22 protein-coding genes and 1 pseudogene are annotated in these 20,702 nt (G+C 64.8%); 11 read left to right on the top strand and 12 right to left on the bottom strand.

What is annotated here, in order from left to right:
* Positions 1-14: 14 nt before the first annotated feature.
* The 3 genes from A5782_RS16965 to A5782_RS16955 form a co-directional block, all read right to left on the bottom strand.
* A complete protein-coding gene (locus A5782_RS16965) occupies positions 15-980 on the bottom strand; it encodes an aliphatic sulfonate ABC transporter substrate-binding protein (RefSeq protein ID WP_067102659.1) in 966 nt (321 codons plus the stop codon).
* Positions 980-1,762 carry an ABC transporter ATP-binding protein gene (locus A5782_RS16960; RefSeq protein ID WP_082942984.1) on the bottom strand — a complete coding sequence of 261 codons (783 nt, stop codon included), beginning with the start codon at positions 1,760-1,762 and terminating at the stop codon, positions 980-982. Before A5782_RS16960 ends, A5782_RS16965 begins: the two co-directional genes overlap by 1 nt.
* 298 nt (positions 1,763-2,060) lie before the next feature.
* Entirely contained in the window at positions 2,061-2,342 is a 282-nt protein-coding gene (locus A5782_RS16955; RefSeq protein WP_067102654.1) for a hypothetical protein, read from the bottom strand.
* A gap of 233 nt (positions 2,343-2,575) precedes the next feature.
* Between A5782_RS16955 and A5782_RS16950 the strand changes: the two genes are divergently transcribed.
* Positions 2,576-3,799: an MFS transporter gene (locus A5782_RS16950; protein ID WP_067102649.1), complete on the top strand. Its 1,224-nt coding sequence runs from the start codon at positions 2,576-2,578 to the stop codon at positions 3,797-3,799.
* Positions 3,800-3,821: 22 nt separating this feature from the next.
* On the opposite strand, the gene A5782_RS16945 is transcribed toward A5782_RS16950, so the two are convergent.
* Positions 3,822-4,859, bottom strand: coding sequence for an LLM class F420-dependent oxidoreductase (locus tag A5782_RS16945; RefSeq protein WP_067102706.1), 1,038 nt, complete (start codon positions 4,857-4,859; stop codon positions 3,822-3,824).
* A gap of 11 nt (positions 4,860-4,870) precedes the next feature.
* Complete coding sequence (locus A5782_RS16940) at positions 4,871-5,293, bottom strand: nuclear transport factor 2 family protein (protein WP_067102644.1); 423 nt, start codon at positions 5,291-5,293, stop codon at positions 4,871-4,873.
* A gap of 126 nt (positions 5,294-5,419) precedes the next feature.
* Here A5782_RS16940 and A5782_RS16935 point away from each other — a divergent pair, with 126 nt between their 5' ends.
* On the top strand, positions 5,420-6,028 hold the full coding sequence (locus A5782_RS16935; protein ID WP_067102642.1) for a PadR family transcriptional regulator: 609 nt from the start codon (positions 5,420-5,422) through the stop codon (positions 6,026-6,028).
* Here the strand turns inward: A5782_RS16935 and A5782_RS16930 are convergent.
* Both A5782_RS16930 and A5782_RS16925 read right to left on the bottom strand, forming a co-directional pair.
* Positions 6,015-8,996: an aminotransferase class I/II-fold pyridoxal phosphate-dependent enzyme gene (locus A5782_RS16930; RefSeq protein WP_231986711.1), complete on the bottom strand. Its 2,982-nt coding sequence runs from the start codon at positions 8,994-8,996 to the stop codon at positions 6,015-6,017. The genes A5782_RS16935 and A5782_RS16930 overlap by 14 nt on opposite strands.
* Before the next feature lie 162 nt (positions 8,997-9,158).
* Positions 9,159-10,049: an SAM-dependent methyltransferase gene (locus A5782_RS16925; protein ID WP_067102638.1), complete on the bottom strand. Its 891-nt coding sequence runs from the start codon at positions 10,047-10,049 to the stop codon at positions 9,159-9,161.
* Between the two features lie 168 nt (positions 10,050-10,217).
* On the opposite strand from A5782_RS16925, the gene A5782_RS16920 reads away from it, so the two are divergent.
* Positions 10,218-10,973: a haloacid dehalogenase type II gene (locus A5782_RS16920; protein ID WP_067102635.1), complete on the top strand. Its 756-nt coding sequence runs from the start codon at positions 10,218-10,220 to the stop codon at positions 10,971-10,973.
* Positions 10,974-11,037: 64 nt separating this feature from the next.
* On the opposite strand, the gene A5782_RS16915 is transcribed toward A5782_RS16920, so the two are convergent.
* On the bottom strand, positions 11,038-11,757 hold the full coding sequence (locus tag A5782_RS16915; protein ID WP_067102632.1) for a CoA pyrophosphatase: 720 nt from the start codon (positions 11,755-11,757) through the stop codon (positions 11,038-11,040).
* A gap of 82 nt (positions 11,758-11,839) precedes the next feature.
* Between A5782_RS16915 and A5782_RS16910 the strand changes: the two genes are divergently transcribed.
* Both A5782_RS16910 and A5782_RS16905 read left to right on the top strand, forming a co-directional pair.
* A complete protein-coding gene (locus A5782_RS16910; RefSeq protein ID WP_067102629.1) occupies positions 11,840-12,733 on the top strand; it encodes a hypothetical protein in 894 nt (297 codons plus the stop codon).
* On the top strand, positions 12,730-12,996 hold the full coding sequence (locus A5782_RS16905) for a YdeI/OmpD-associated family protein (protein WP_067102626.1): 267 nt from the start codon (positions 12,730-12,732) through the stop codon (positions 12,994-12,996). The genes A5782_RS16910 and A5782_RS16905 overlap by 4 nt, the downstream gene beginning before the upstream one ends.
* Before the next feature lie 30 nt (positions 12,997-13,026).
* On the opposite strand, the gene A5782_RS16900 is transcribed toward A5782_RS16905, so the two are convergent.
* From A5782_RS16900 to A5782_RS16890, 3 genes are all read right to left on the bottom strand, one after another.
* Positions 13,027-13,380 carry a VOC family protein gene (locus A5782_RS16900; RefSeq protein WP_067102623.1) on the bottom strand — a complete coding sequence of 118 codons (354 nt, stop codon included), beginning with the start codon at positions 13,378-13,380 and terminating at the stop codon, positions 13,027-13,029.
* Between the two features lie 111 nt (positions 13,381-13,491).
* Complete coding sequence (locus A5782_RS16895) at positions 13,492-14,007, bottom strand: hypothetical protein (protein ID WP_231986710.1); 516 nt, start codon at positions 14,005-14,007, stop codon at positions 13,492-13,494.
* 116 nt (positions 14,008-14,123) lie between these two features.
* Positions 14,124-14,324 (bottom strand): hypothetical protein, encoded by a 201-nt coding sequence (locus A5782_RS16890; RefSeq protein WP_067102617.1) that lies wholly within the window; start codon positions 14,322-14,324, stop codon positions 14,124-14,126.
* Positions 14,325-14,355: 31 nt separating this feature from the next.
* Here A5782_RS16890 and A5782_RS26250 point away from each other — a divergent pair, with 31 nt between their 5' ends.
* Positions 14,356-14,559, top strand: a complete 204-nt coding sequence (locus A5782_RS26250) for a hypothetical protein (protein ID WP_156623999.1) — start codon at positions 14,356-14,358, stop codon at positions 14,557-14,559.
* 14 nt (positions 14,560-14,573) lie between these two features.
* On the opposite strand, the gene A5782_RS16885 is transcribed toward A5782_RS26250, so the two are convergent.
* The gene (locus tag A5782_RS16885; RefSeq protein ID WP_067102612.1) at positions 14,574-15,458 is read right to left on the bottom strand and encodes a cyclopropane mycolic acid synthase family methyltransferase; all 885 of its coding nucleotides are present in this window, start codon (positions 15,456-15,458) and stop codon (positions 14,574-14,576) included.
* A 350-nt stretch (positions 15,459-15,808) separates the two neighbouring features.
* Here A5782_RS16885 and A5782_RS16880 point away from each other — a divergent pair, with 350 nt between their 5' ends.
* The 5 genes and pseudogenes from A5782_RS16880 to A5782_RS25655 all read left to right on the top strand — a co-directional run.
* Positions 15,809-16,384: a hemerythrin domain-containing protein gene (locus tag A5782_RS16880; RefSeq protein ID WP_067102609.1), complete on the top strand. Its 576-nt coding sequence runs from the start codon at positions 15,809-15,811 to the stop codon at positions 16,382-16,384.
* A 300-nt stretch (positions 16,385-16,684) separates the two neighbouring features.
* Positions 16,685-18,016: an MFS transporter gene (locus A5782_RS16875; protein ID WP_067102704.1), complete on the top strand. Its 1,332-nt coding sequence runs from the start codon at positions 16,685-16,687 to the stop codon at positions 18,014-18,016.
* Positions 18,017-18,081: 65 nt separating this feature from the next.
* A complete protein-coding gene (phoU, locus tag A5782_RS16870) occupies positions 18,082-18,717 on the top strand; it encodes a phosphate signaling complex protein PhoU (RefSeq protein WP_067102605.1) in 636 nt (211 codons plus the stop codon).
* Positions 18,718-19,070: 353 nt separating this feature from the next.
* Positions 19,071-20,429, top strand: coding sequence for a wax ester/triacylglycerol synthase family O-acyltransferase (locus A5782_RS16865; RefSeq protein ID WP_067102601.1), 1,359 nt, complete (start codon positions 19,071-19,073; stop codon positions 20,427-20,429).
* Between the two features lie 52 nt (positions 20,430-20,481).
* Positions 20,482-20,652 (top strand): annotated as a pseudogene (locus tag A5782_RS25655) (formate/nitrite transporter family protein); the annotation flags it as partial.
* Between the last annotated feature and the right edge of the window lie 50 nt (positions 20,653-20,702).

Below are 20,702 nucleotides of genomic sequence, written 5' to 3'. Positions count from 1 at the left end.
CCCGGCCTTCTGCGTCAGTGCGCTTGCTGGACGTACTTCGGCTCGATCAAGGTGCTCAGTGCGTTGCGGCCGGCGTCGTCGGATTTGATATCCGAGTCGGCCAACGCGAGCGGCTCGACCCGAGTCAGTATCGCGCGCTGCGGATCCCCCGGCACCGGGTCGATGTCCACCAATGTCCGTGTCAACTCCTCCTGTGCCACGCTCAGCGGGATGTTCGCCTGTGAGGCCAGCAATGCCGCCAACTCGTTGGGATGCGCCTTCGCCCACTTGCGGGCCTCCTCATAGCTGTTGACCACCGCCTGGAGCGAATCCGGACGGTTGGCGATGAAATCTTCCCGGGCGTTCAAAAACCCATAGGTATTGAAATTCGGGTTGCGGTAGATGAATCGGGAGCCTTGCTGCTGAATGGTCTCCGCGATAAACGGATCCAATCCGGACCAGGCGTCGACGTTGCCGCGCTCCAGGGCGGTTTTACCATCGGCGTGCTGCAAGTTGACGATCTCGATGTCACCCGGCGAAAGCCCCGCTGCCGCAAGCGATTGCAACAGGAAGAAGTACGGGTCGGTGCCCTTGGTGACGGCGACCTTCTTGCCCTTCAGGTCGGCGACCGAGTTGATGGGCGAGTCCTTGGTGACGATCAGGGCCGTCCACTCCCCCCCGGCGTACAGGTCGACGGCTTTGATCGGCGACCCGTTGGCCCGTGCTACCAGCGCGGCGGAGCCGGCGGTGGACCCGACGTCCAGCGCCTTCGACCGCAGTCCCTCATTGGCCTTGTTGCTGCCAGCCGAAAGCACCCACGTGACGTTGTAGCCGCGGTTCTCCAGCAGATGCTGATCGCGTACCACCAGGCTCAGCGGGCTGTAGTAGGCGTAATCCAGGTGGATGTCTTTGGAGGCCGAATTCCCGGAGTTCGAACCACAGCCGGACACCGCGATGACCGTGGCCATCACCGAAATAGAGGTCAGGCGGCGACCTTTCATCATGCTTTCGTCTCCTCCTCGACAGCGGACCGCAGGCTGTCACTGCTGCGTCGGGGGACGCCGAGTTCTTCCAGCAATTGATCGCGCAGCGCGGTGATACGCGGGTCACCACGGTCGCGCGGTTTGGGGATCGGGATGTCGAATTCCGCGGCGATGCCCGCACCGCCGGTCGCGTCGGCGCGCAGGACCAGCACCCGGTCGGCGAGAATCGCTGCCTCGTCCACGTCGTGCGTGACCAGAACCGTGGTGGTGCCGGCCTCTTGTTGCACCGTGTCGAGCAGGTCCTGCATCCGCAGGCGGGTCAGCGCGTCGAGGGCGGCCAGGGGCTCGTCGAGCAGCAGAACGCTGGGATGCCGGGCCAGCGCCCGGGCCAGGCCCGCGCGTTGCGCCATACCGCCGGACACGTGTCGCGGATAGTGGTCGCGAAACTTGGTCAACCCGACAACATCCAGCCAATGCTGCACTGCCGCCGAACCTTTCGACCGTCCGGTGCCCGGTCTCAGACCGAATTCGACGTTGGCCAACAGCGACCTCCAGGGCAGCAGGCGGGGCTCCTGAAACACGACGGCGCAGCGTGGGTCGATGCCCCGGACGGCCTCGCCGTCGATCTCGATACGCCCACCGGTGGGTCCGTCCAGGCCGGCGATCAGGCGCAGCAGCGTCGATTTGCCGCTGCCCGATGATCCCAGCAACGCGACGACCTCGCCCGGCTCGATTTCGATCTCGACGTCGTGCAGCACGGTATGCGTTCCGAACGTTCGGTTGACGCCGCGAAGTGACACGCGTGCCGGCGCGAGATTGGTCGTGGTCACCCGCGCAGCCTAGGAACGACGTCGGCGGGCCGCCAGGTTTGAGTTGATCATGATTCGAATGCCCGCCCTATTGCGCCCGAACCAATCCCGCGCCTACCGCCGGGTTGGCCCCCGCGTCGCGCAGCACCGCGGTGCTCGGCCGGACCGCGCCGTCGCGCAGTGTGGCGGCCCGGATTGCCTTGACGCGGTAGAGGAAGTCGGCGGCCGTTCAGGACGCAGACAGCCGGCTCCCGAGCGGGAACCGGCTGCGCGCCGTGGGCAGTTGCCGTCAGCCGTGTGGTGCCTCGGAGATCTTGGTGTCCGGCTTGCCGAGGGTCTGGCAGTACGTCGTCACCGAGAGCCGCGTTGCGGAAATTTCCACATTGGTCGGGTCGGCACCGCTCTTGTCTTTGAGCATCTTGCTGACTTCGTCGTTCTGCTTCTTTTCGTCCTGCGTGGTGAAGTCTTTGCACTTTGTGTCCCCGCCGGTGTTGATGACCTGTGAGGCCGAACACGCGCTGGACAGCAAGACGGAGATCGCGATCGTGGCTGCCGCAATGTACTTCATCATTTGCCTTCCTGGGTGCGAGTAGTGGTATCAGTACACCAAATCGCCTGATTTCAAACCCCGAATGGAGATCGGCGCGGTGAACGCGGTGTTTGCAGGAGGGCGTCGAATCGGTGACATCGGGGCGCCCCAGCGGTGCGATCGCGTCGAGCGGGAATAACTGCCCAGGTGACGACGCGTTCTACCATCGTCGGTCGGCGGCGCATGCACCTTGGGTTGGGGAGGGGAGGAGCTCAGTGACCTCGTCGAACGTGCGCACCGGCCACGATGGCGGGGTCCGAACGGGGCACGAACCGGTGGGGACCCAGGCGCTGTTCGTCAGCCTGTTGGTTCTGCTGCTGGCAACGGGATGGATCGCCAACCACTTCGTCGGGCTGATGCCCGTGATCAGCGACAGTGAGCATCTGAGCACGCCCACGCTCGACGGGATTTTCGGCATTTATGCGCTGGGGTTGCTTCCCGGGTTGCTCATCGGCGGACGCACGTCGGACGCGCTCGGGCGCCGGTCAGTGGCGCTGGCGGGTGCGGCTGCCGCGTTGGTGGGGACGGCGGTAATGCTGCTGTCCCAGCACCCGGATGCGCTGTTGTGGGGCCGGCTGATCGTCGGGGTCGGTGTGGGTCTTGCCATCAGCTCGTGCACCGCATGGGCTTCAGATCTGAGAGGCCCCGCCGGTGCCGCGACCGCCGGAGCCGTACTCACGGCCGGTTTCGCCCTCGGACCGTTCGCCGGGGGGCTCATTGCGTCGGCCGGCCGATCCGGCGTCCGGGTGTCGTTTGGTGTCGCCGCCGCCACCGTCGTGCTGGCAACGTTGGCCGTCATCGGCGCGGCCCGACGCACCGAGGTCACCGCGCCGGCGACCGAGTTTGACTCGGGTCAGGCGGCGGCCGCACCGACCGCGCGGGGATTCAGCCGCGCCTTGAGTTGGGCCATGCCGCTAGCGCCGTGGGTATATGCCTCGGCGACACTGGGATTCGTCACAATTCCGAGCCGGCTGCACACCGAGCTCGCGGCTCCGATGGCGGCGGGCACGGCCACCCTGATCGTCAACGGTGTCAGCGGCGTCGTTCAAGTACTGGCCCGCGCGCTCCGGTGGGGCCCACAGGCCGGTACCGCCGGCGCGGTGCTGGCAGCGATCGGCTACGCGGTAGCCGCAGTGGCGCCGCCGGCCCTGACCCCGCCGTTGGGTCTACCGCTCTTGCTGGTCCTCGGCTGCGCATCGGGGCTGTGTCTGCGCGAAGGCTTGATCGACCTGGAAGCCGCCGCCCCGCCGCACCTGCGCGGAGCCCTGACCGGGGTCTTCTACGTCGTCACATACGTCGGCTTTGCCCTGCCGCTGATATTGGTCACCGTCGGGCCCGCGGCCTCGGTGGTGATTCTGTCCGTGATGGCGGTACTGGCCTTGACCGCTGCGGCCACCAGAGCGTGGCGGCTACGCGGAGATAGTCACCGCCAGGCCTGATCCGGACGGCCATTGTTGGCGATCAAACCAGTTGGCGCAACGTCTCGATCAGCTTGATCCGCTCAGCCGTCGTGGACGCGATGGGCGACACGTTGAGCGTGGTGACCCCCGCCTCGCGGAATGCCGCCAGCCGTTCCTTGACGAACTCCCGGGTACCGATCAGGTTGACGTCTCGCACCAGATCGTCGGGCACGACCTTGGCGGCGCCCTCTTTGTCACCGGCCAGGTAGAGCTCTTGAATCCGATCGGCCTGGGCGCCGTAGCCGTATTTGGTGGCCAGGGTATGGTAGAAGTTCTTGCCCTTGGCGCCCATTCCGCCGATGTAGAGAGCCAGGTGCGGTTTGACGAATTCCCTTAGCGGCTCGACGTTTTCACCTACGGCCAGGACGGGTCCGGCATAGATGTCGAGCTCACCCAAGCCGGGGTCGCGCTTGGCCCGGCCGGCTGCCAGGGCATCCCCCCAGACGTCCTGCGCCTTCTCGGGCAGATAGAAGATCGGTTGCCAGCCCTCGGCGATCTCGGCCGCCAGTTCGACATTTTTGGGCCCGAGCGCGGCTACCAGTATCGGAATACGCTCTCGGACAGGCTGGTTGATCAGCTTGAGCGGTTTACCGAGCCCGGTGCCCTGGTCGGCGGGCAGCGGGATCGTGTAGTGCTTGCCTTGGTGTTGCACGGCCTCACGTCGCCACACCTGGCGGCAGATCTCGATGGCTTCGCGAGTCCGGCCGATCGGGGCATCGTAGGGAACACCGTGAAACCCTTCGATCACCTGCGGACCGGATGCGCCCAGGCCGAGGGTGAACCGGCCGTCGGAGACGTAGTCCAGGCCGGCGGCCGTCATCGCGGTCAAGGTGGGGGTTCGGGTGTAGAGCTGCAGGATGCCCGAGGCCAGTTCGACCCGTTGGGTGCTGGCGGCCAGGTAGCCCAGCGCGCTCACCGCATCGAACGAATACGCCTCGGGGACAAAGACAATGTCCAACCCGGCGCGTTCCAGGTCGGCCACCTCGGCGGCCACGTCCTTGAACCCGCCCGCATAGTTGATGCTCAGTCCAATCCGCATGGTCATTACTTCTACGCGGTAGCGGATTGATTGGCCAATTCGAGCGCCTCCTGTTGGATGCGATCGAACTGGGCACCCATCGCCTCGGACAATGCCGTCGCTCCCGACAGCGGCCGCACCATCACCATGAAGTCGTCGATCAGACCGTCGTCATCGAAGTGCAGGAAGTCGCATCCGGTGATCTTGACTCCCGGCGCCCCGGCCAACCCGGTCTCGAACACAAAGGCGTGATCGCGGCCGCTGGGATCGTGGATCTCTCGGATGTAGTGGAAGTCCTCGAAGATCCGCAACACACCCCGCAGGATGGCGGCGGTGATTGGCTTGCCGACGTACGGCTTGAACGCCACCGGGCTGGTGAATACCACGGTGTCGGCCAGCATCGCCTGGATGCCCTTTTCGTCGCGCTCTTCGACGGCTTTGCGAAATGGGTGCATCAGCGGCCTCGCATAGTCAACTAGTTGAGTAGGTGTGCTGCGATCGACGCTAAGCCGCTCGGCGCTCTATGTCCAGAGTGCGATTAATCACTTTGTTGATTAATCGCATCGTTGTAACATCGACCGATGTCGCTGCGTGACGCGGTGTTGGCCGCCCTTCTCGAGGGTGAATCGTCGGGATACGACCTGGCCAAAGACTTCGACGCTTCGGTCGCAAACTTCTGGCCGGCCACCCCGCAGCAGCTGTACCGCGAACTCGACCGGCTCGCTGAGCAAGGCCTCATCCGGGCCCGGGTCGTACATCAGGAACGCCGGCCCAACAAACGCATGTTCTCGCTGACCGAGGCCGGCCGCGACGCGATCCGGCAGTTCACGGCTAAGGTGCCGAAACCCTCGGTCATCCGCGACGAACTACTGGTCAAGGTTCAAGCGGCCGACGCCGGAGACCTCGATGCCGTCCGTGAGTTCGTTCGCGAACGACTGCAATGGGCGAGCGCCAAAGTGCAACGCTACGAACGGTTGCGGGCGCGAATGCTGGACGGCCGCAGTGAAGACGACTACCTGGTCCAAACCGAACGAGTCGGCCCCTACTTGACGCTGATGCGCGGAATCTCCTTCGAAGAGGACAACATTCGATGGGCCGAACGCGCGCTGAGCATCCTCGAAAGTCGCCTGTCGGGCGGCGTGACGCATACCGCGAAACCCCGGCGTCGCCGGGCTGCTACTCGTCGGTGAGTTGGCCCGCCCCCGCCTCGGGGGCACCGTTTCCGCTCGGCGAGACAGGCGTGGTGAGTGTGAGTCCGTCACCGGGGTGTTGCCGACCGAGCAGTTCGTCGTGCCCGACCTCGGGAAGGTTACGGCCTCCGTCGGAGACCACCCGCTTCGGCGACTTTTTCTTCGGCGTCTTGGGTGACACCGAATCGGGAGCGGTTGCCGCGAAGCGGTGACTATTAGAGACCAATCCGGCAGACTGACTGACCATTTCGACGGCCTTCTCGGTGTACACGCGATACCCGAAATCCGGCAGGTATCCATGGATTTCGGGGGTGTCCAGGTCGCGCATGAACTGCAGGATCTCTCGGCTGACCACCTGCCCCGGCACCAGAACCGGAAACCCCGGCGGGTAGGGGGTTACGTAAGTCGCCGACACGACGTCGACCCCCGCGTCCAGCCTTTCCTCGATTTGCTCTCCGGTGAGATATTCGCAGTTGGCGTCGTCATAGGAGAGGTAGAACCCGCGACGAACATCTCCTTCGGGCGTTGGTTCGGTTCCGCTGTGATCCAGGAAGGCCGCGTGAAATCCGCTGAAATCGGGTAACGGCAAGGACATTTCGGTCAGACGGAAGACTGCGCGCTCGAAGTGCTCCCGCTCGCCGAGACTCATCTCGGAGATGTTCTGGTCCAGCTCGCGGGCGATGTTCACCAGCACTTCCACCAAAAAGGCGACCGAGCTGCGGGTGGTGCCGATATTGGTCATGAACAACACGCTGTTGCGTGACGTCTTGTTGACCTGAATTCCGTAACGGTCCATCAGCTGCTGACGCTTGAAGGTGTCGCCGTCGTAGCCGGTGAGCCCGATGAACAACGTGATCCTGGACGGATCGAGCACGAACTCGTCTTGATCCCAGGCCGCCATCATGTTGCGCAGCCCCGAGCGCAGCGGCTGGGCGATGGCCGATGGCCGGAAGTCCTCCGGGATCAGATCCGACGTACGCAGGCAGCGCATGTACTTGCTGAGCAGGGGATGGTTGTCGATGGCGTCACGCAACTGCATCGCGTTTTCGATCTGTCGCTGCACCAGTTCGACGCCTTCCAACACCACTTGCCGGCGACCGAGATCCAGGGACGCCAGGATCTGGTAGTTAGGTGACGTCGAGGTGTGCGCCATGTAGGCCTCGTGGAACGGCTCGGCGACCTTCTGGTCAAAATCCTGATCGAAGACATGGATCATCGATCCCTGCCGTAGCGCGGTCAACGTCTTGTGCGTCGACTGGGTGGCGTACACCCGCACCCGTGCCCGGGCCGGGTCGGGAATCAGCCGTCGATCCAAAAGATCGTCTTCACTTGCCGTTTCGGCACCGCTGGCGCAGAGATACTCCTCGTATCGGAGCCGGTACTCGGGGGACTGCATCCGTTCGCGTAACGTCAGCGCCGCGGCCATCGCGGTGCGGGTGCGATAGATGGGGTGGAAGCGGGCGAACGCGAACCAGGCCTCGTCCCAAAGGAATACCAAGTCGGGCTTGATGGCCAGGCACTCTTCCATGACGCGCTCGACGTCGTACACGATGCCATCGAAGGTGCAGTTCGTCAGCGACATCATCTTGACGCGGTCGAGCTTGCCGGCGCGCTTGAGCGCCAGTAGCTTCGACTTGACCTCGCGCAGCGGAACAGCGCCGTACATCGAGTACTCGTTGAGCGGATAGGCCTCCAGATAAACGACATTCGCGCCGGCGAGCATCATCCCGTAGTGATGCGATTGGTGGCAGTTACGGTCCAGCAGGACGATGTCACCGGGCGCCACCAACGCCTGAGTGACGATCTTGTTCGCGGTCGACGTTCCGTTGGTGACGAAGTACGTGTGGCGCGACCCGTAAGCCTGCGACGCGAGCTGTTGCGCTTCGCGCAGGGGACCGGTCGGCTCGAGCAACGAGTCAAGGCCACCGCACGTCGCCGACGTCTCGGCCATGAACACGTCCAGGCCGTAGAAACCGACCATGTCCTTGATCCAGTGCGAGTTGACGATGGACTTGCCCTGAGAAATGGGCAGCGCGTGGAAGACCCCCGTGGGGCGGTGGCTGTACTGCTTGAGGGCGCTGAAGAACGGCGTGCGGTAGCGCGCAGCCACTCCCTGCAGGATCGACAGGTGCAGCTCGAGCATGCCTTCCCGGGCGTGGAACACGCGGTGGAAGTATTGGCCCAGCCGCCCGGCGATGTCCTCGACGTCGATTTCGGTCATCAAGTACAGGTCCAGCTCGGGCCGCAACTTCGCCAACTCGACCGCCAGGATCTGCGCGCGCTCCTCGGGAGTCTGATGGTCGTTCAACTCGTCGGACACCGCGGTATCCACGAATTCTGATAGCGCCGACAGATCCCTGGTCGACTGGTGGGAGAAGCGCCTGCGGATCACCACCGCCTGCAGGTTGACGTTCAGCCGCGCCGCGATGAGGGCTTCGTCTCCGCTGGACACCACCACGAGCTCGTAGACGAATTCGTCGTCGGGCCGTCGCCATTTGCGCACCTCATTGCGCAGCGCCCGCTCCTGCTCTTCGGTCATCTTCTCCACGACGAGCACCTCGAAATACGGCCGATCGCGCTGCGTCGAGGGTTGATGCTCGGACAGCTGCCGCGGGTCGGACGGGAACATGTCCAGCTCGTCGGTCCCGGCGTTGTCCACGTCGCCCGACCGGTACGACTCGGTGGTCAGCGCCCGGTTGACCTGTGCCACCGCCTGCGCGAACTTGTCGTAGCCGCCAGCGGCGAAAAGCCGTTGAATGCGGGCGAATTGGGGCGCGCCAGGGTAGGCCCAGTAGGGTTCCAGCGTACTGAGCCGCGCCAGCAGCTCCTGGCAGGCGTTCGCCCATTTGTCCTTCAGCTCTGCGTTGGTGGTGGGTCGGGTCAGCCGGTCAGCGGCTTCCTCCAACCGGCACCACGAGTCACCGCGGACCTGCCAAAGACTGTTGTAAGCGCGCAAGTGTTTTGTCATGGCGGCCCTTTCCCGAGGCGCCGAGACACGTCCGTCCCGATGCGTGGGTCAAGGGTCGCAGAGCCGATCCGCCCGCTGGTGGCCAAAGGGGGAACAACGAGCGTCCGTCACATGACAGCCGCAGCAGACCCGCGGTTGCATGGCTGCGGGGCGGACGACGGTTCAGCGTTCGCGGACCGCGGTGAAGAATTTGGTGCGCAGCAACCGCTCGAAGATTGCCGGTAACTCCTGGAAGGGGCGACCATAGTCGTTAGCCGCCTTGTCGACCAAGTCCACGCCGGTGACCCGCCAATGCCGTTGGGTCAGAAAGTCTTTGGTGTCCGCACGTGGATCGTCATACCACAGTTCGGCGACCGGCGGATGGGCGGTGTCTTGGCTGATGGTGGGGACATTGTTGGCGAATTCTTGCACTTCACCTGGCGCCGGTCCGAGCTCGGCGGCTATGTGGCTACCGGTAGCCGACAACTCGTGCAGCTTTTCGAACAGCGCATCCTGCGCGGCCCCCGGCAGATACGGCAGCAGGCCCTCCAGCGCCCAGGCCGTAGGTTGGCCGGGGTCGAAGCCCGCCGCGATCAGCTCGCCCGCCCAGTCGTCGCGGAGATCGGTGGCAACGGTGACGCGCCCCGTCGACGGTACGGCACCCCGCTGGTCGAGGACCCGCTGCTTGAACTCGAGCACCCGTGGTTGGTCGACTTCGAAAACCGTATGGCCGGTCGGCCATTCCAGTCGGTACGCCCGAGAATCCAATCCGGCCGCCAAGATGACCGCCTGGCGCGTTCCGGATCGGCTGGCGTGAGCGAAAAACTCGTCGAAGAACCGCGTCCGCACCCCCACCCACTGTGCGTTGAAGGCCGCGGCACTACTCATGTCCGCGTTGTCAACTGCCGCAATCAGGTTTGGCTCACCGGCGGCGGCGACGAAGCCGGCGGCGAAGTCGTCATTCGCCAACGGCGGCTGCAGCCCGGCATCGAGGGCACGCGCTGCGCACACAGCCAGCGCGGTGAAGCCGACACTTGTCACGATATCCCAGGTATCGCCGGCGCTTCGGGCCACAACAGCCTCCCATCAAGTCATCGATAAAGTGTGTCGCGATTTCGTTCGCGTAGCTAACGATACAGTACGCCGGTTGACGTGCGCCGCTCAGTCCTGCGACGAGGCGCTCGCGTCGATTCCCAGCACTTCTTCCAGGTGCGCTGCCGAGCGCGGCGTTAGCCTGGGCGAATGACCGATTACCGCTCGCCCTCGACCGGCCGGGCAGTACGTGCCGTTCTGTTCGATACCTTCGGAACAGTCGTCGATTGGCGATCCGGGATCGCGGCCTCCGTAGGGCATTTCGCGCAGCGCCACCGCATCAGCCTCGACCCGGAGGCGTTCGCGATGGAATGGCGGAGTCGATACCTTCCCTCAATGTCCGAAATCCGCTCGGGATGTCGCGAATTCGTGTCGCTGGACGTTCTGCATCGAGAAAACCTCGTCGCGTCACTCGAGAAGTTCGGCGTCGCTGCCGAAGCGCTGCCCGGCGACGAGGTGGAGGCACTCGCCCGGTCGTGGCGCTGGCTGCCCCCGTGGCCGGATAGCGTCGACGGCATCGTGGCCATGAAGCGGCACGTCATTGTCGGACCACTGTCCAACGGCAACACTGGACTGCTGGTCGATATGGCGAAGTATGCCGGCCTGCCGTGGGATGTGGTACTCGGTTCCGATATCGACAAGGCCTACAAACCCGATCCGCGCGCTTACCAAGCTCCCGCGCGTTTCCTTGATCTGGAACCCGGGGAAGTGATGCTGGTCGCGGCGCACCCCTCTGACCTCGAGGCGGCCCAGAACAGCGGCCTGGCGACCGGTTACGTCGCGCGACCAGAGGAATACGGACCGGGCCAGAAACCCGACCTCGAGCCCCCCGGCGCCTGGGACGTCTCGGGCACATCGCTGGTGGAACTGGCGACCTTGCTGTTCGATGCACAGGACCAACGTTGAGGTGAGCGTTACCAGCTTCGAAGTGCAGCACTCCTGGGCGACTCGCAAAGAGATTGCGCGATAGCTATTTCCACGCGAAGACCGGTTGTTCCAGCCCGTCGACCGGATCGGCTCGCCCTTCCAGGCACAGCCACCGCAGCTGCAGCAGCACCGCGCCGGTGGGTGCGTGGATGAGGTCATTGCCCAGCGGGATCTGCACGACCGGTCGGGGGCTTTCCGGGATGGCGATGAACCGTGGCGAGTCGTCACGCTGGAGTTGATGCAAGCCCACTCGATAGACGGCCACCACCTCGTCGGGCGCGGGCGCAAGATCGAGTCGTCCGCCTCCCCAGACCACCACCGGAGTGATCACGTATCCGGACCGGGTGGGATAGTCGTCGAGCAAACCCAGGACGGTCGAATCGGGTAACTCGATCCCGACCTCTTCACGCAGTTCGCGCAGCGCCGCGTCGACCGCGGTCTCGCCCGGATCGAGGCGGCCGCCTGGAAGGGCCCACTGCGCCGCATGCGAGCTGAGACGAGATGCCCTGCGGCACAGCAGGAACGCAGCGCCGCCGGAGACATCGACCATGCGACCGTCGAGGTGCGATGCGGGCATCGGACGACCGGCATTCCAGTCGTCCACCGCCACGGGATCCACTCGGTCCTCCCCCAACTCGGAATCGACGAGCACCACCGCGACGGCGGCATGCCGCTTGGTCGGGTCGTTCAGCGCGCGGCGGTCGTGGGCGGCCAGATTATTCCGAATCCGCTCACGCAATGCCTGGTCATAGGGGACGGTCACTTCTCGAGCCTAGGCTGAGGTGCTTTCGGCTCCGCACAGGTCCGTGCTTGGTCGCCGCCGGCGCCAGTGGTTAACTCCCAGCATGCGACGACAACCGGTGCTGGCCCGACGTTTCTTCGATCGCTACGAACCGGTGCACGCGGTGACCTATTTCGCACCAGAGGCGCGGGCGGCGCTGGACGCGCTGGGTTACCGGGGTTTCTGGATGGGTTATTTCGCGGCCCGTTCAGCGCCGTTGGGCGCGGCGCCCAGGGAGGTGGTCACGGCCGTCTTCTACAACTTCGCACCCCAACGGGTCGCCAAGGCATTACCGGCCGCGTGGGACATCGCGGGCCCGCACGCCGCGTTGCAAGCTCGGCAGGAGGCCGCGGTGGCGGCGCTGCGCCGCTACGGACTCGGCTCAGATGAAAACATCCGTGTTGCAGCCGAACTGGCGGGCAAGGCGGCGCGCCACGCACCGCTCGACGCGCGTCCGCTGTTCGCCGCGAACCTGGCGTTGCCGTGGCCGGACGACCCGCTGTCCGCGCTGTGGCACGCCACGACGCTGTTGCGCGAGCATCGTGGCGACGCGCACGTGGCGGTGCTGGCCGCGGCCGGTGTCTCCGGTCGGGAATCCAATGTCTTACACGCCGCGGCGGGCAACGTCCCTCGCGACTACATCGCCCGCACCCGTGACTACGACGAGACATCCTGGCGTCAGCACGAGCAACGGCTTGCCGAGCGGGGGCTGCTCGACGATGACGGAACACTGAGCGTAGCGGGACGCGAACTGAAGGAGCACATCGAATTGACGACCGACACGCTGGCGCTCTCCGCGCTCGACGCGCTCAGCGACGACGAAGTGGAGACGCTGTTCCAGGCGCTCACCCCGATCACTCGCGCCGTGGTCACCGGAGGCGATGTCCCCGCACTCACCCCGATGACGTTGCGCCGCGATGAATTACACGATGGCAGCGCGCATTTGGTGGACAGATGAGCCTTCAGACCGTGCCCGGTGGGGTAGTACACAAGTTGCCTGCAGATCTGCGCGACTCGTTGATCAACAATGCCACCGCACTTGCCGCGTGGAAAGACATCACGCCGCTCGCCCGAAACGAGTTCATCTGTTGGGTCGAGGACGCCAAGCAGCAAGCGACCCGAGAGCGCCGCATCCGCCGGACCCAGGAGGAGCTGGAAGAGGGCAAACGCCGGCCGTGCTGCTGGCCGGGCTGCAAACACCGTGAGCGCACCGGAAAGTAATCGCGCACCGGCACTCTCGGAAAGGCGTTGCTACTTGGCCAATGGCTGGTAGAAGACCAAGCCGTTGCCCTTGTTGTCGTAGACCACGGCGCGTCGTTCGTGGGCGTCGTCGTAGGGTCCCTTCACGAGGCCGCCACCACTGGACTCGACGGCCGTTGCCGCGGCATCGACGTCCGCGGTCTTGATGCCGACCACGATCTGCCCGGGGATGGGATGGTCGACCGCCGTTGCCAGCGCCAGCGTCACCGGGCCCGCGTCGAGGGCCGCGAAATGCGCACCGTCGCGAAACTTCAGTGGCATGCCCAAGGTCTCGCTGTAGAACCGGATCGACTCATCCAGGTCATCGGTGGACAAGATGATCATCTTTGCTTCGTGCTCGCTCATGGCGCCTCCTGTGTCCGGATCGCTACCAGACTAGGCCGGGACCACATCCCCGCAGCGAGCAACGCCCGCTGCCACAGGCTTCGCATCGATTCGCGACGTTCGGCGCAAACCTCAGGCGGCACCGGATGGAAATCCCTGGCCGCCAAGGTAATCCATCGGCGGAGCGTCGCCATGCCCTGCACCGCGGTCGGCCACCGCGGTCGCCAGTGCCCTGTTACCCTCAATCGTCCCAACCACAACGACTTTGTCGTTGATCGTGAAATGCGCTGCGCCGGTGGCGGGTTGGCGGGCCCCATGGGTGACGACGGTGGTGTTCGGCGTGAAGTGATAGGTCTGGATACGCCCGTCGACACCGCGCATGGTCACCGAGTCCGCCGACACGGCCACCACGGTTCCTTCCTGACTCACCGGCTGCGAGATGGCCGGCGGTTCGAGATTGGCGGCAACAGCGCGCTTCTCGGGGTGGGCTCCGTTGAGTACGAGCGCCGTCAGGCAGGCAGCGCACAACAGCGAAGCGGAGACGATGTCACATACCGCCGCAGCGCTGGACAACCCATGGCGCCGACCACGATCGGTCGGCGGCGGGCTTTGCTCCGGTGACTCGGGCATGCGATGTTTGGCGCTCACGGTCAGTCCTTCCAGCGGCGTTGCACCAAGGACTTCGGCGCCCACCAGGTTGTTGCCGTGAAATTACCCCCGGAATTGGGGTAGTAAACCCAGATGTCCCTGCGAGATACCCATGGTTATGGGGTTATCGAGTACCGCGGCGCAGGTCCCGCGGGTGCGGTCAGCAGCGCGCCAAGGTCCTCGAGCGACCCCGGGCCGGCGATCAAGTCGGGCCACGGGAAGCGCTCACGCGTTCGCTGCAAAAAGCTCAGCGCTGCGGCCAGGTGCCGGGGTTCGTAATTGTGTACGCCGAAGATGGACAGTTGACGGCGCACCACGACTTTGGGGGCCTTCTTGGGTGCTCTTTTCGTGCCGCTCCTGCTCAGCGGGGCAGGGCTACGGGCGGTGACGCTGTTGGGATTCTGCTGCTACGCGGCAGGAATCGCCACGACGGTCTTGGTGCGCGAACCGGTTGGACTGGCGCTGGACGAAGTCAGCGACGACCTTCACCTCAAGCCCGCGAGCACCGGGGCGAAGACCGAAACCCCTTCGCCGGCAACACTTCCGGTCTAACCAGCGACTCGCCGTCAGCCCTTGGTCAGGGTGAACTGCGCGACGTCGGTGTAGCCCTCGCGGAACAGGTCCGCGCATCCGGTCAGGTACTTCATGTACCGGTCGTAGACCTCTTCGGACTGAATGGCGATGGCCTCGTCCCGGCGCGCCTTGAGCGCGGCCGACCAGGTGTCAAGCGTGCGGGCGTAGTGCAGGCGCAGCGGCTGGATCAGCTTCACGCCGAAGCCCGCGCGCTCGGCGTGCTCCACCACGCCCTTGGCTTGTGGTAGGTCACCGCCCGGGAAGATCTCATCCATGATGAACTTCATGAAGCGCAGCTTGGTCATGGTGATGGGCAGCCCGCGCTCGGCGAACTCCTCGTCGCTGGGCTTGATGATGGTGTGCAGCATCATGACGCCGTCAGCCGGCAGAGCCTCGTAGGCCGTTTTGAAGAACTCGTCGTAGCGGTCGCGCCCGAAGTGTTCGAATGCGCCGATCGACACGATGCGGTCGACCTTCTCGTCGAACTGCTCCCAGCCCTGCAGCAGCACCCGCTTGGACCGCGTCGAAGGATGGTTGTCAAGACGGCGCTGCACGTGCGCCTGCTGGTTGCGGCTGAGCGTGAGGCCGACGACGTTGACGTCGTAGCGCTCGAGGGCGCGGACGAGCGTGGTGCCCCACCCGCAGCCGATGTCGAGCAGCGTCATGCCGGCTTGCAGGCCGAGCTTGCCGAGGGACAGGTCGACCTTGGCGTATTGTGCCTCTTCCAGCGACATGTCCTCGCGCTCGAAATAGGCGCAGCTATAGGTACGGGTCGGGTCCAGGAAGAGCGCGAAGAATTCGTCGGACAGGTCGTAGTGCGCTTGTACGTCCTCGAAGTGCGGTTCCAAGCTGACGGCATCGCCGGGTTTTTCGGACAAGGCACAACCTCTGACTGATTCTTTATTGGTTTAACGGGTGCGATCGAAGCTGACCGCCTGACTGACGGCCCCAGTGTATCCGCCCGCAGAACCGTGGCCTTGCGGTGAGTTGCTGTTCAGGGCCACAGCGCCAACGAACGCGCGGGCGACGGGATCGCCGACACCGCAGAGTCAGCAGACGACTGACGCGAGCGTTAAATCGGTAGATTATGTGCAGCGCACACCAACTCGACCAAGGGCATAATCCAGGCGATGAACGCGGTCGACGCATCCCGCGTCGAGTTGTTACCTCAGCTGGTAAACCGGGTAAGCCCCGGCAGACCCCGCGTGCAGAGAGGCAGGACTCTCCGATGGCTGACATCACCATGTTGATCCTGGCCGACCATGAGTGGTTCCGCGAACAGTTCGCGCGCCTGGATGACCTGCAGGCGCAGCGTCCCGACGACCAAGCCGCGCTGAAGCGGGTATGGGGTCCGCTCGCCGACAAGCTGGACGTGCACGCCTACATCGAAGAACAGATCTTCTACCCGCAGTTGCTGAAACGCGGGGGTGACGACGCCGAAGGCGAGACCCTCGACGCGATCGGTGATCACAACGACATTCGCGACGGTGTGCGCGAGGCCAACGCCACGACAGTCGGCAGTGAGCAGTGGTGGGCAGCGGTGGGGCGCACCCGGGAGGCCAACGACGATCACATGGGCGAGGAGGAACGAGAAGGGCTGTCGGACTTTCGTCGCAACGCCCCTATCGGGCTTCGCGAAGCGCTCGGGCGCCAATACAGCGAGTTCATGGCCGAGCACCCCACCACCGAGGGGCTGCCGATCACGGATCGCGACCCCCGCCGCTACGTCGAGCAGCTCGAGGACCAACCGCAGCCCAAATCCACCGACTTCTCACTGCGCATCGGGAGCCTGAAAGGCCGATGAGCCACCGCCGCGACTGACCGAACGTGACGCGAATAACCAATCCCTGCTCCGGCGCCGCCGTACCTTCGTCGTTGCCGGCGTTGGCTACGGCCGTCTAGCTGGCATTTTTTGCGCCCGATCGCATCCACGCATGACCTTGCCGGACCATCGCGGCGGCCCGCGGGTGACCCGAGAACAGGTGCGGTTACCCGACCCCGCTGGTTCGTCACCGGAACGTTTCGGGTAAGCCATCATTCGATGGGTAATGGACGGCGCCGCAAAAAATGGGCACGTAAAGACATCAGGGTCGCCGATCCTGCGATGCGGCAAACCATCATGGGCACCGCGATCGGCAACTTCATGGAGTGGTACGACTTCGGGGTCTACGGCTATATCGCCACCACGATCGCGCAGGTGTTCTATCCCGGCAAAAGTGTCAGCGGAGTCCACCTCATCGCAACGTTCGGGACGCTGGCCGCGGCGTTCGTGGTGCGCCCCCTCGGCGGCTTCATTTTCGGTCCGTTGGGGGACCGCATTGGGCGGCACCGCGTGCTGGTGGTCACCATCCTCATGATGACGGTGAGTACGACCATGACCGGCCTGCTGCCCACCTACAGCACCATCGGCATCTGGGCGCCGATCTTGCTTGTCATCGCACGAATATTTCAGGGCCTGTCGACCGGTGGTGAGTACGTCGGCGCGATGACCTACTTGGTGGAGCAGGCCCCCGACCACAAACGCGGCATGATGGTCGGGTTTTTGCCCATGGGTAACCTGGTCGGATTCGTCCTGGCCGGGTTGCTGGTGACGGGGCTGCAGACCTGGCTGCCGGACGACGACATGCTGACGTATGGCTGGCGGATTCCGCTGTTGCTCGGCTTGCCCTTCGGCCTGGTCGCCCTGTACTTGCGGCTTCGGCTCAAGGAGTCCTCCGCCTACCAGAGCGCGAACGACAGTGCGCCCGCGTCGGGCAACCAAGGCCGACAGCAAATTCGGCGCACGGTCGCGGCCCAGTGGCGCCCGATGCTGATCTGCGCGGCGCTGGTGCTGACCTCCCAGGTGGCCGACTTCATGCTCACCGGGTATCTGCCGACATACCTCAGACTCTTCGTGCGCGTCGGGCACACCGCCGGACTGGTCATGATCGTGTCAACGCTGGCGATCCTGATGCTCACCGTGGTGCTCGTCGCCAGCTTGTCCGACCGCATCGGCGTCAAACCCATCATGTGGACAGGCTGCGGGCTGCTGATCGTGGCCTCCATCCCGGCGTTCCTGCTCATCCGCTTTGGTGGCGTGTACCCGGTGATCTTCATGGGCGTGCTACTGATCGGCCTGATGGAACTGTGCTTCGACAGCACCGGCCCGGCCATGCTGCCCGCACTGTTTCCCACCAACGTCCGCTACGGGGCGCTGGCGATCTCGTACAACATCTCGATCTCCCTCGTCGGCGGTGTCACCCCGCTGATCGCCCAGGCGCTGGTGTCCGGTACCGGCAACGTGATGGTGCCGGCTTACATGCTCATCTTCGGCGGCGTGGTGGGAGCCGTCACGTTGCTGTTCACCCCGGAAGTCGCCGGCAAGCCGCTGCTCGGATCCGGGCCTGCCGTCGAAACCGAGCGGGAGGCTCGCGCGCTCGCGGAGGACGCGAGCTAGCTGGCAGTTTTCTGCCGTTGTCGCACCGGCGGTTTATTTGTCGGTGGCGGGCTATTCCGTAGAGGATGAGAACCGGTTTCCACCAGCAGCTGTGCATGCTGACCACACAGCTCGCAGACATGTGCGCGATGGCCGCTGACGCGATCAAGGACGCCAGTGACGCGCTGCTGGAAGCCGACCTGCAGATGGCCGAATGCGTCATCGCCCGCCAACGGCGCATCGTCGCTCTCGACGCTCACGTCGAGGAAACCTCCTTCGCGTTGCTGGCATTGCAGGCCCCGGTGGCCACGGACTTGCGCGCGATCGTCAGCGCCCTCCGGATCGCCGCGGATGCGCGACGGATGGTCGAGCTGGCGGTGCACATAGCCGAGATCGCCCGCCGCCGTCACCCCTATCCGGCCGTTGCCGCCGAGGTGCGGCCTTGCGTCGCCGCCATGGGTGAAGCGGCCGAGGCGCTGGCCCTCGGAGCGCGACAAGTGCTGGTGTCTCAAGATCCGCGGGGGGCCGCGCAGATTCGCCAGGACGACGGCGCGATGGACGAGTTGCACCGCCAGCTGCTGGCGCTGTTGATGGATCCCGCTTGGACGCAGGGTGTCGCCGCTGCGGTGGACGCCACCCTGTTGGGCCGCTTTTACGAACGCTTCGCCGACCATGCGGTCCAGATCGCGCGGCGGGTCATCTTCCAGGCCACCGGGCGCTAGCCGCTGCTCGGCGTGGGGTGAAGCCCTGGCCAACAACCCGAGCGATCCATCAGGTGCCTGAAAGTGACTGCCGTCCAACGGGTTTGAGGGTGTGCCTCCGGTACGGCGACGAAAGCCGGCGGCCCGGTGCGCCCATCCGGCCGGACGGCGTCACGCCTTCATCCGCTTGGGACAACCCGAATCCGCCGACATCCTCACCCCCTTGAGCGTCAGTACCCAAACGATCCCGCACGCAAGCGCTCTGCCGACCGCCCGATTTCGGACGGTCATTTGCGATTAGCAATCGCTCACTGCGGCTAATACGAAAGGGGCATGTGCTAGATGGACGGCGCAGCGGACGAATGGGAACGACTATGGAACCGATATCACCGACGGACGCGTTGTTCCTCATCGGCGAGTCACGCGAACACCCGATGCACGTGGGCTCGCTGCAGCTCTTCGAACCCCCCGAGGACGCCGGTCCCCATTTCGTGCGCGAGGCGTATCAGGCGATGCTCGAGTGCACGGACGTGCAGCCGTCCTTCCGTAAGCATCCCGCGTTCTTCGGCGGACTCACCAATGTCGCGTGGTCCTTGGACAAGGACGTCGAGCTCGATTACCACCTTCGGCGGTCCGCCCTTCCCGAACCCGGACGAGTCCGCGACCTGCTCGAGCTGGCGTCCCGGCTGCACGGCAGCCTGCTCGATCGCCACCGTCCGCTGTGGGAGGCGCACCTTGTGGAAGGCCTGCAGGACGGGAGGTATGCGGTCTACACGAAGTATCACCATTCCCTCATGGACGGCGTCTCGGCGCTACGCCTGGTACAGCGCGCCTTCACCCCCGATCCCGACGACGATGAGGTGCGGGTTCCGTGGAGCCTGGGTCCGCGTAAGCGCAGCGGGCGGCGGCAACAGCCGTCCCTTTTTGACCGGGTCGGTCGCACCGCTGGGTCGGCGCTCGCCTTGGCACCGTCCACGCTCAAGCTCGCGCGCGCCGCGCTGCTCGAACAACAACTGACGCTGCCGTTTCGGGCGCCTCGCTCCATGTTCAATGTCCGAATCGGCGGCGCCAGGCGGGTTGCGGCGCAGTCCTACTCGTTCGAGCGCATCAACGCCGTCAAATCAGCCACCGGTACGACGGTCAACGACGTCGTACTCGCCATGTCCGCCGGGGCCCTGCGTGCCTATCTCATCGACCAGAACGCCCTTCCGGACGCGCCTCTGACCGCCATGGTCCCGGTGAATATGCGCAAGGACGACGACGACCGTGGCGGGAACAATGTCGGGACCTTCCTGTGCAACCTCGCAACCGACCACGACGACCCGGCGAAGCGGCTCGAGATCATCAGCACATCCATCCGGGACACCAAAGAGGTGTTCTGGCAGCTTCCGCCGGTTCAGCAATTGGCCCTGTCCGCCTTCAACATTGGGGGACTGTTCTTCGGGCTGATCCCCGGCTACCTGTCCGCGGGCTCACCGCCGTTCAACATCGTCATTTCCAACGTATCGACCGGGTCCCCCGACCAGTTGTATTGGCGTGGAGCACGATTGGATGGAAACTATCCGTTATCGATCCCGCTCGACGGCCAGGCGGTCAACATCACTGTGGCCAACAACGCCGGCAACCTCGACTTCGGTCTGGTTGGCTGTCGCCGCAGCGTCCCGCATCTGCAGCGCATGCTCGGACACCTGGAGGCATCCTTGAAGGAATTGGAGGTTGCCGCGGGCGTCTGAGACGCGGTGCGCCACTTGAGGAAACTGCAAATGTTCACGCCATCTCGGCCTCGGCGCGCTCATCACCGGGAAGGCGCCGTTCGGCTACCTCGACTGGCTGGGATGGTTCGGCTATGCCGTCGTCGGAAACATGGTCGGCGGGCTGCTTTTCGTCACGCTGCTGCGATTGCTGCGCAGCAAGGACCGGCTGGAAGAGGAGCGCGCCGAGGCCGAGATGGCGTGAACATTTGCAGTTTCCTCAAGTGGCGCACCGCGTCTCAGACGCCCGCGGCA

The organism is Mycobacterium sp. 852002-40037_SCH5390672 (assembly GCF_001665875.1).
Lineage (GTDB): Bacteria > Actinomycetota > Actinomycetes > Mycobacteriales > Mycobacteriaceae > Mycobacterium.
The sequence above is the reverse complement of the archived record's forward strand: the minus strand, read 5'-3'. Positions and strand labels throughout refer to the sequence as shown.

Excerpts from the sequence above, each read along its gene's own strand:
- A5782_RS16965 (WP_067102659.1), bottom strand. The coding sequence starts at position 980 with ATGAAAGGTCGCCGCCTGACCTCTATTTCGGTGATGGCCACGGTCATC.
- A5782_RS16955 (WP_067102654.1), bottom strand. The coding sequence starts at position 2,342 with ATGATGAAGTACATTGCGGCAGCCACGATCGCGATCTCCGTCTTGCTG.
- A5782_RS16945 (WP_067102706.1), bottom strand. The coding sequence starts at position 4,859 with ATGCGGATTGGACTGAGCATCAACTATGCGGGCGGGTTCAAGGACGTG.
- A5782_RS16940 (WP_067102644.1), bottom strand. The coding sequence starts at position 5,293 with ATGCACCCATTTCGCAAAGCCGTCGAAGAGCGCGACGAAAAGGGCATC.
- A5782_RS16935 (WP_067102642.1), top strand. The coding sequence starts at position 5,420 with ATGTCGCTGCGTGACGCGGTGTTGGCCGCCCTTCTCGAGGGTGAATCG.
- A5782_RS16930 (WP_231986711.1), bottom strand. The coding sequence starts at position 8,996 with ATGACAAAACACTTGCGCGCTTACAACAGTCTTTGGCAGGTCCGCGGT.
- A5782_RS16920 (WP_067102635.1), top strand. The coding sequence starts at position 10,218 with ATGACCGATTACCGCTCGCCCTCGACCGGCCGGGCAGTACGTGCCGTT.
- A5782_RS16910 (WP_067102629.1), top strand. The coding sequence starts at position 11,840 with ATGCGACGACAACCGGTGCTGGCCCGACGTTTCTTCGATCGCTACGAA.
- A5782_RS16905 (WP_067102626.1), top strand. The coding sequence starts at position 12,730 with ATGAGCCTTCAGACCGTGCCCGGTGGGGTAGTACACAAGTTGCCTGCA.
- A5782_RS16900 (WP_067102623.1), bottom strand. The coding sequence starts at position 13,380 with ATGAGCGAGCACGAAGCAAAGATGATCATCTTGTCCACCGATGACCTG.
- A5782_RS16880 (WP_067102609.1), top strand. The coding sequence starts at position 15,809 with ATGGCTGACATCACCATGTTGATCCTGGCCGACCATGAGTGGTTCCGC.
- A5782_RS16875 (WP_067102704.1), top strand. The coding sequence starts at position 16,685 with ATGCGGCAAACCATCATGGGCACCGCGATCGGCAACTTCATGGAGTGG.
- phoU (WP_067102605.1), top strand. The coding sequence starts at position 18,082 with ATGAGAACCGGTTTCCACCAGCAGCTGTGCATGCTGACCACACAGCTC.
- A5782_RS16865 (WP_067102601.1), top strand. The coding sequence starts at position 19,071 with ATGGAACCGATATCACCGACGGACGCGTTGTTCCTCATCGGCGAGTCA.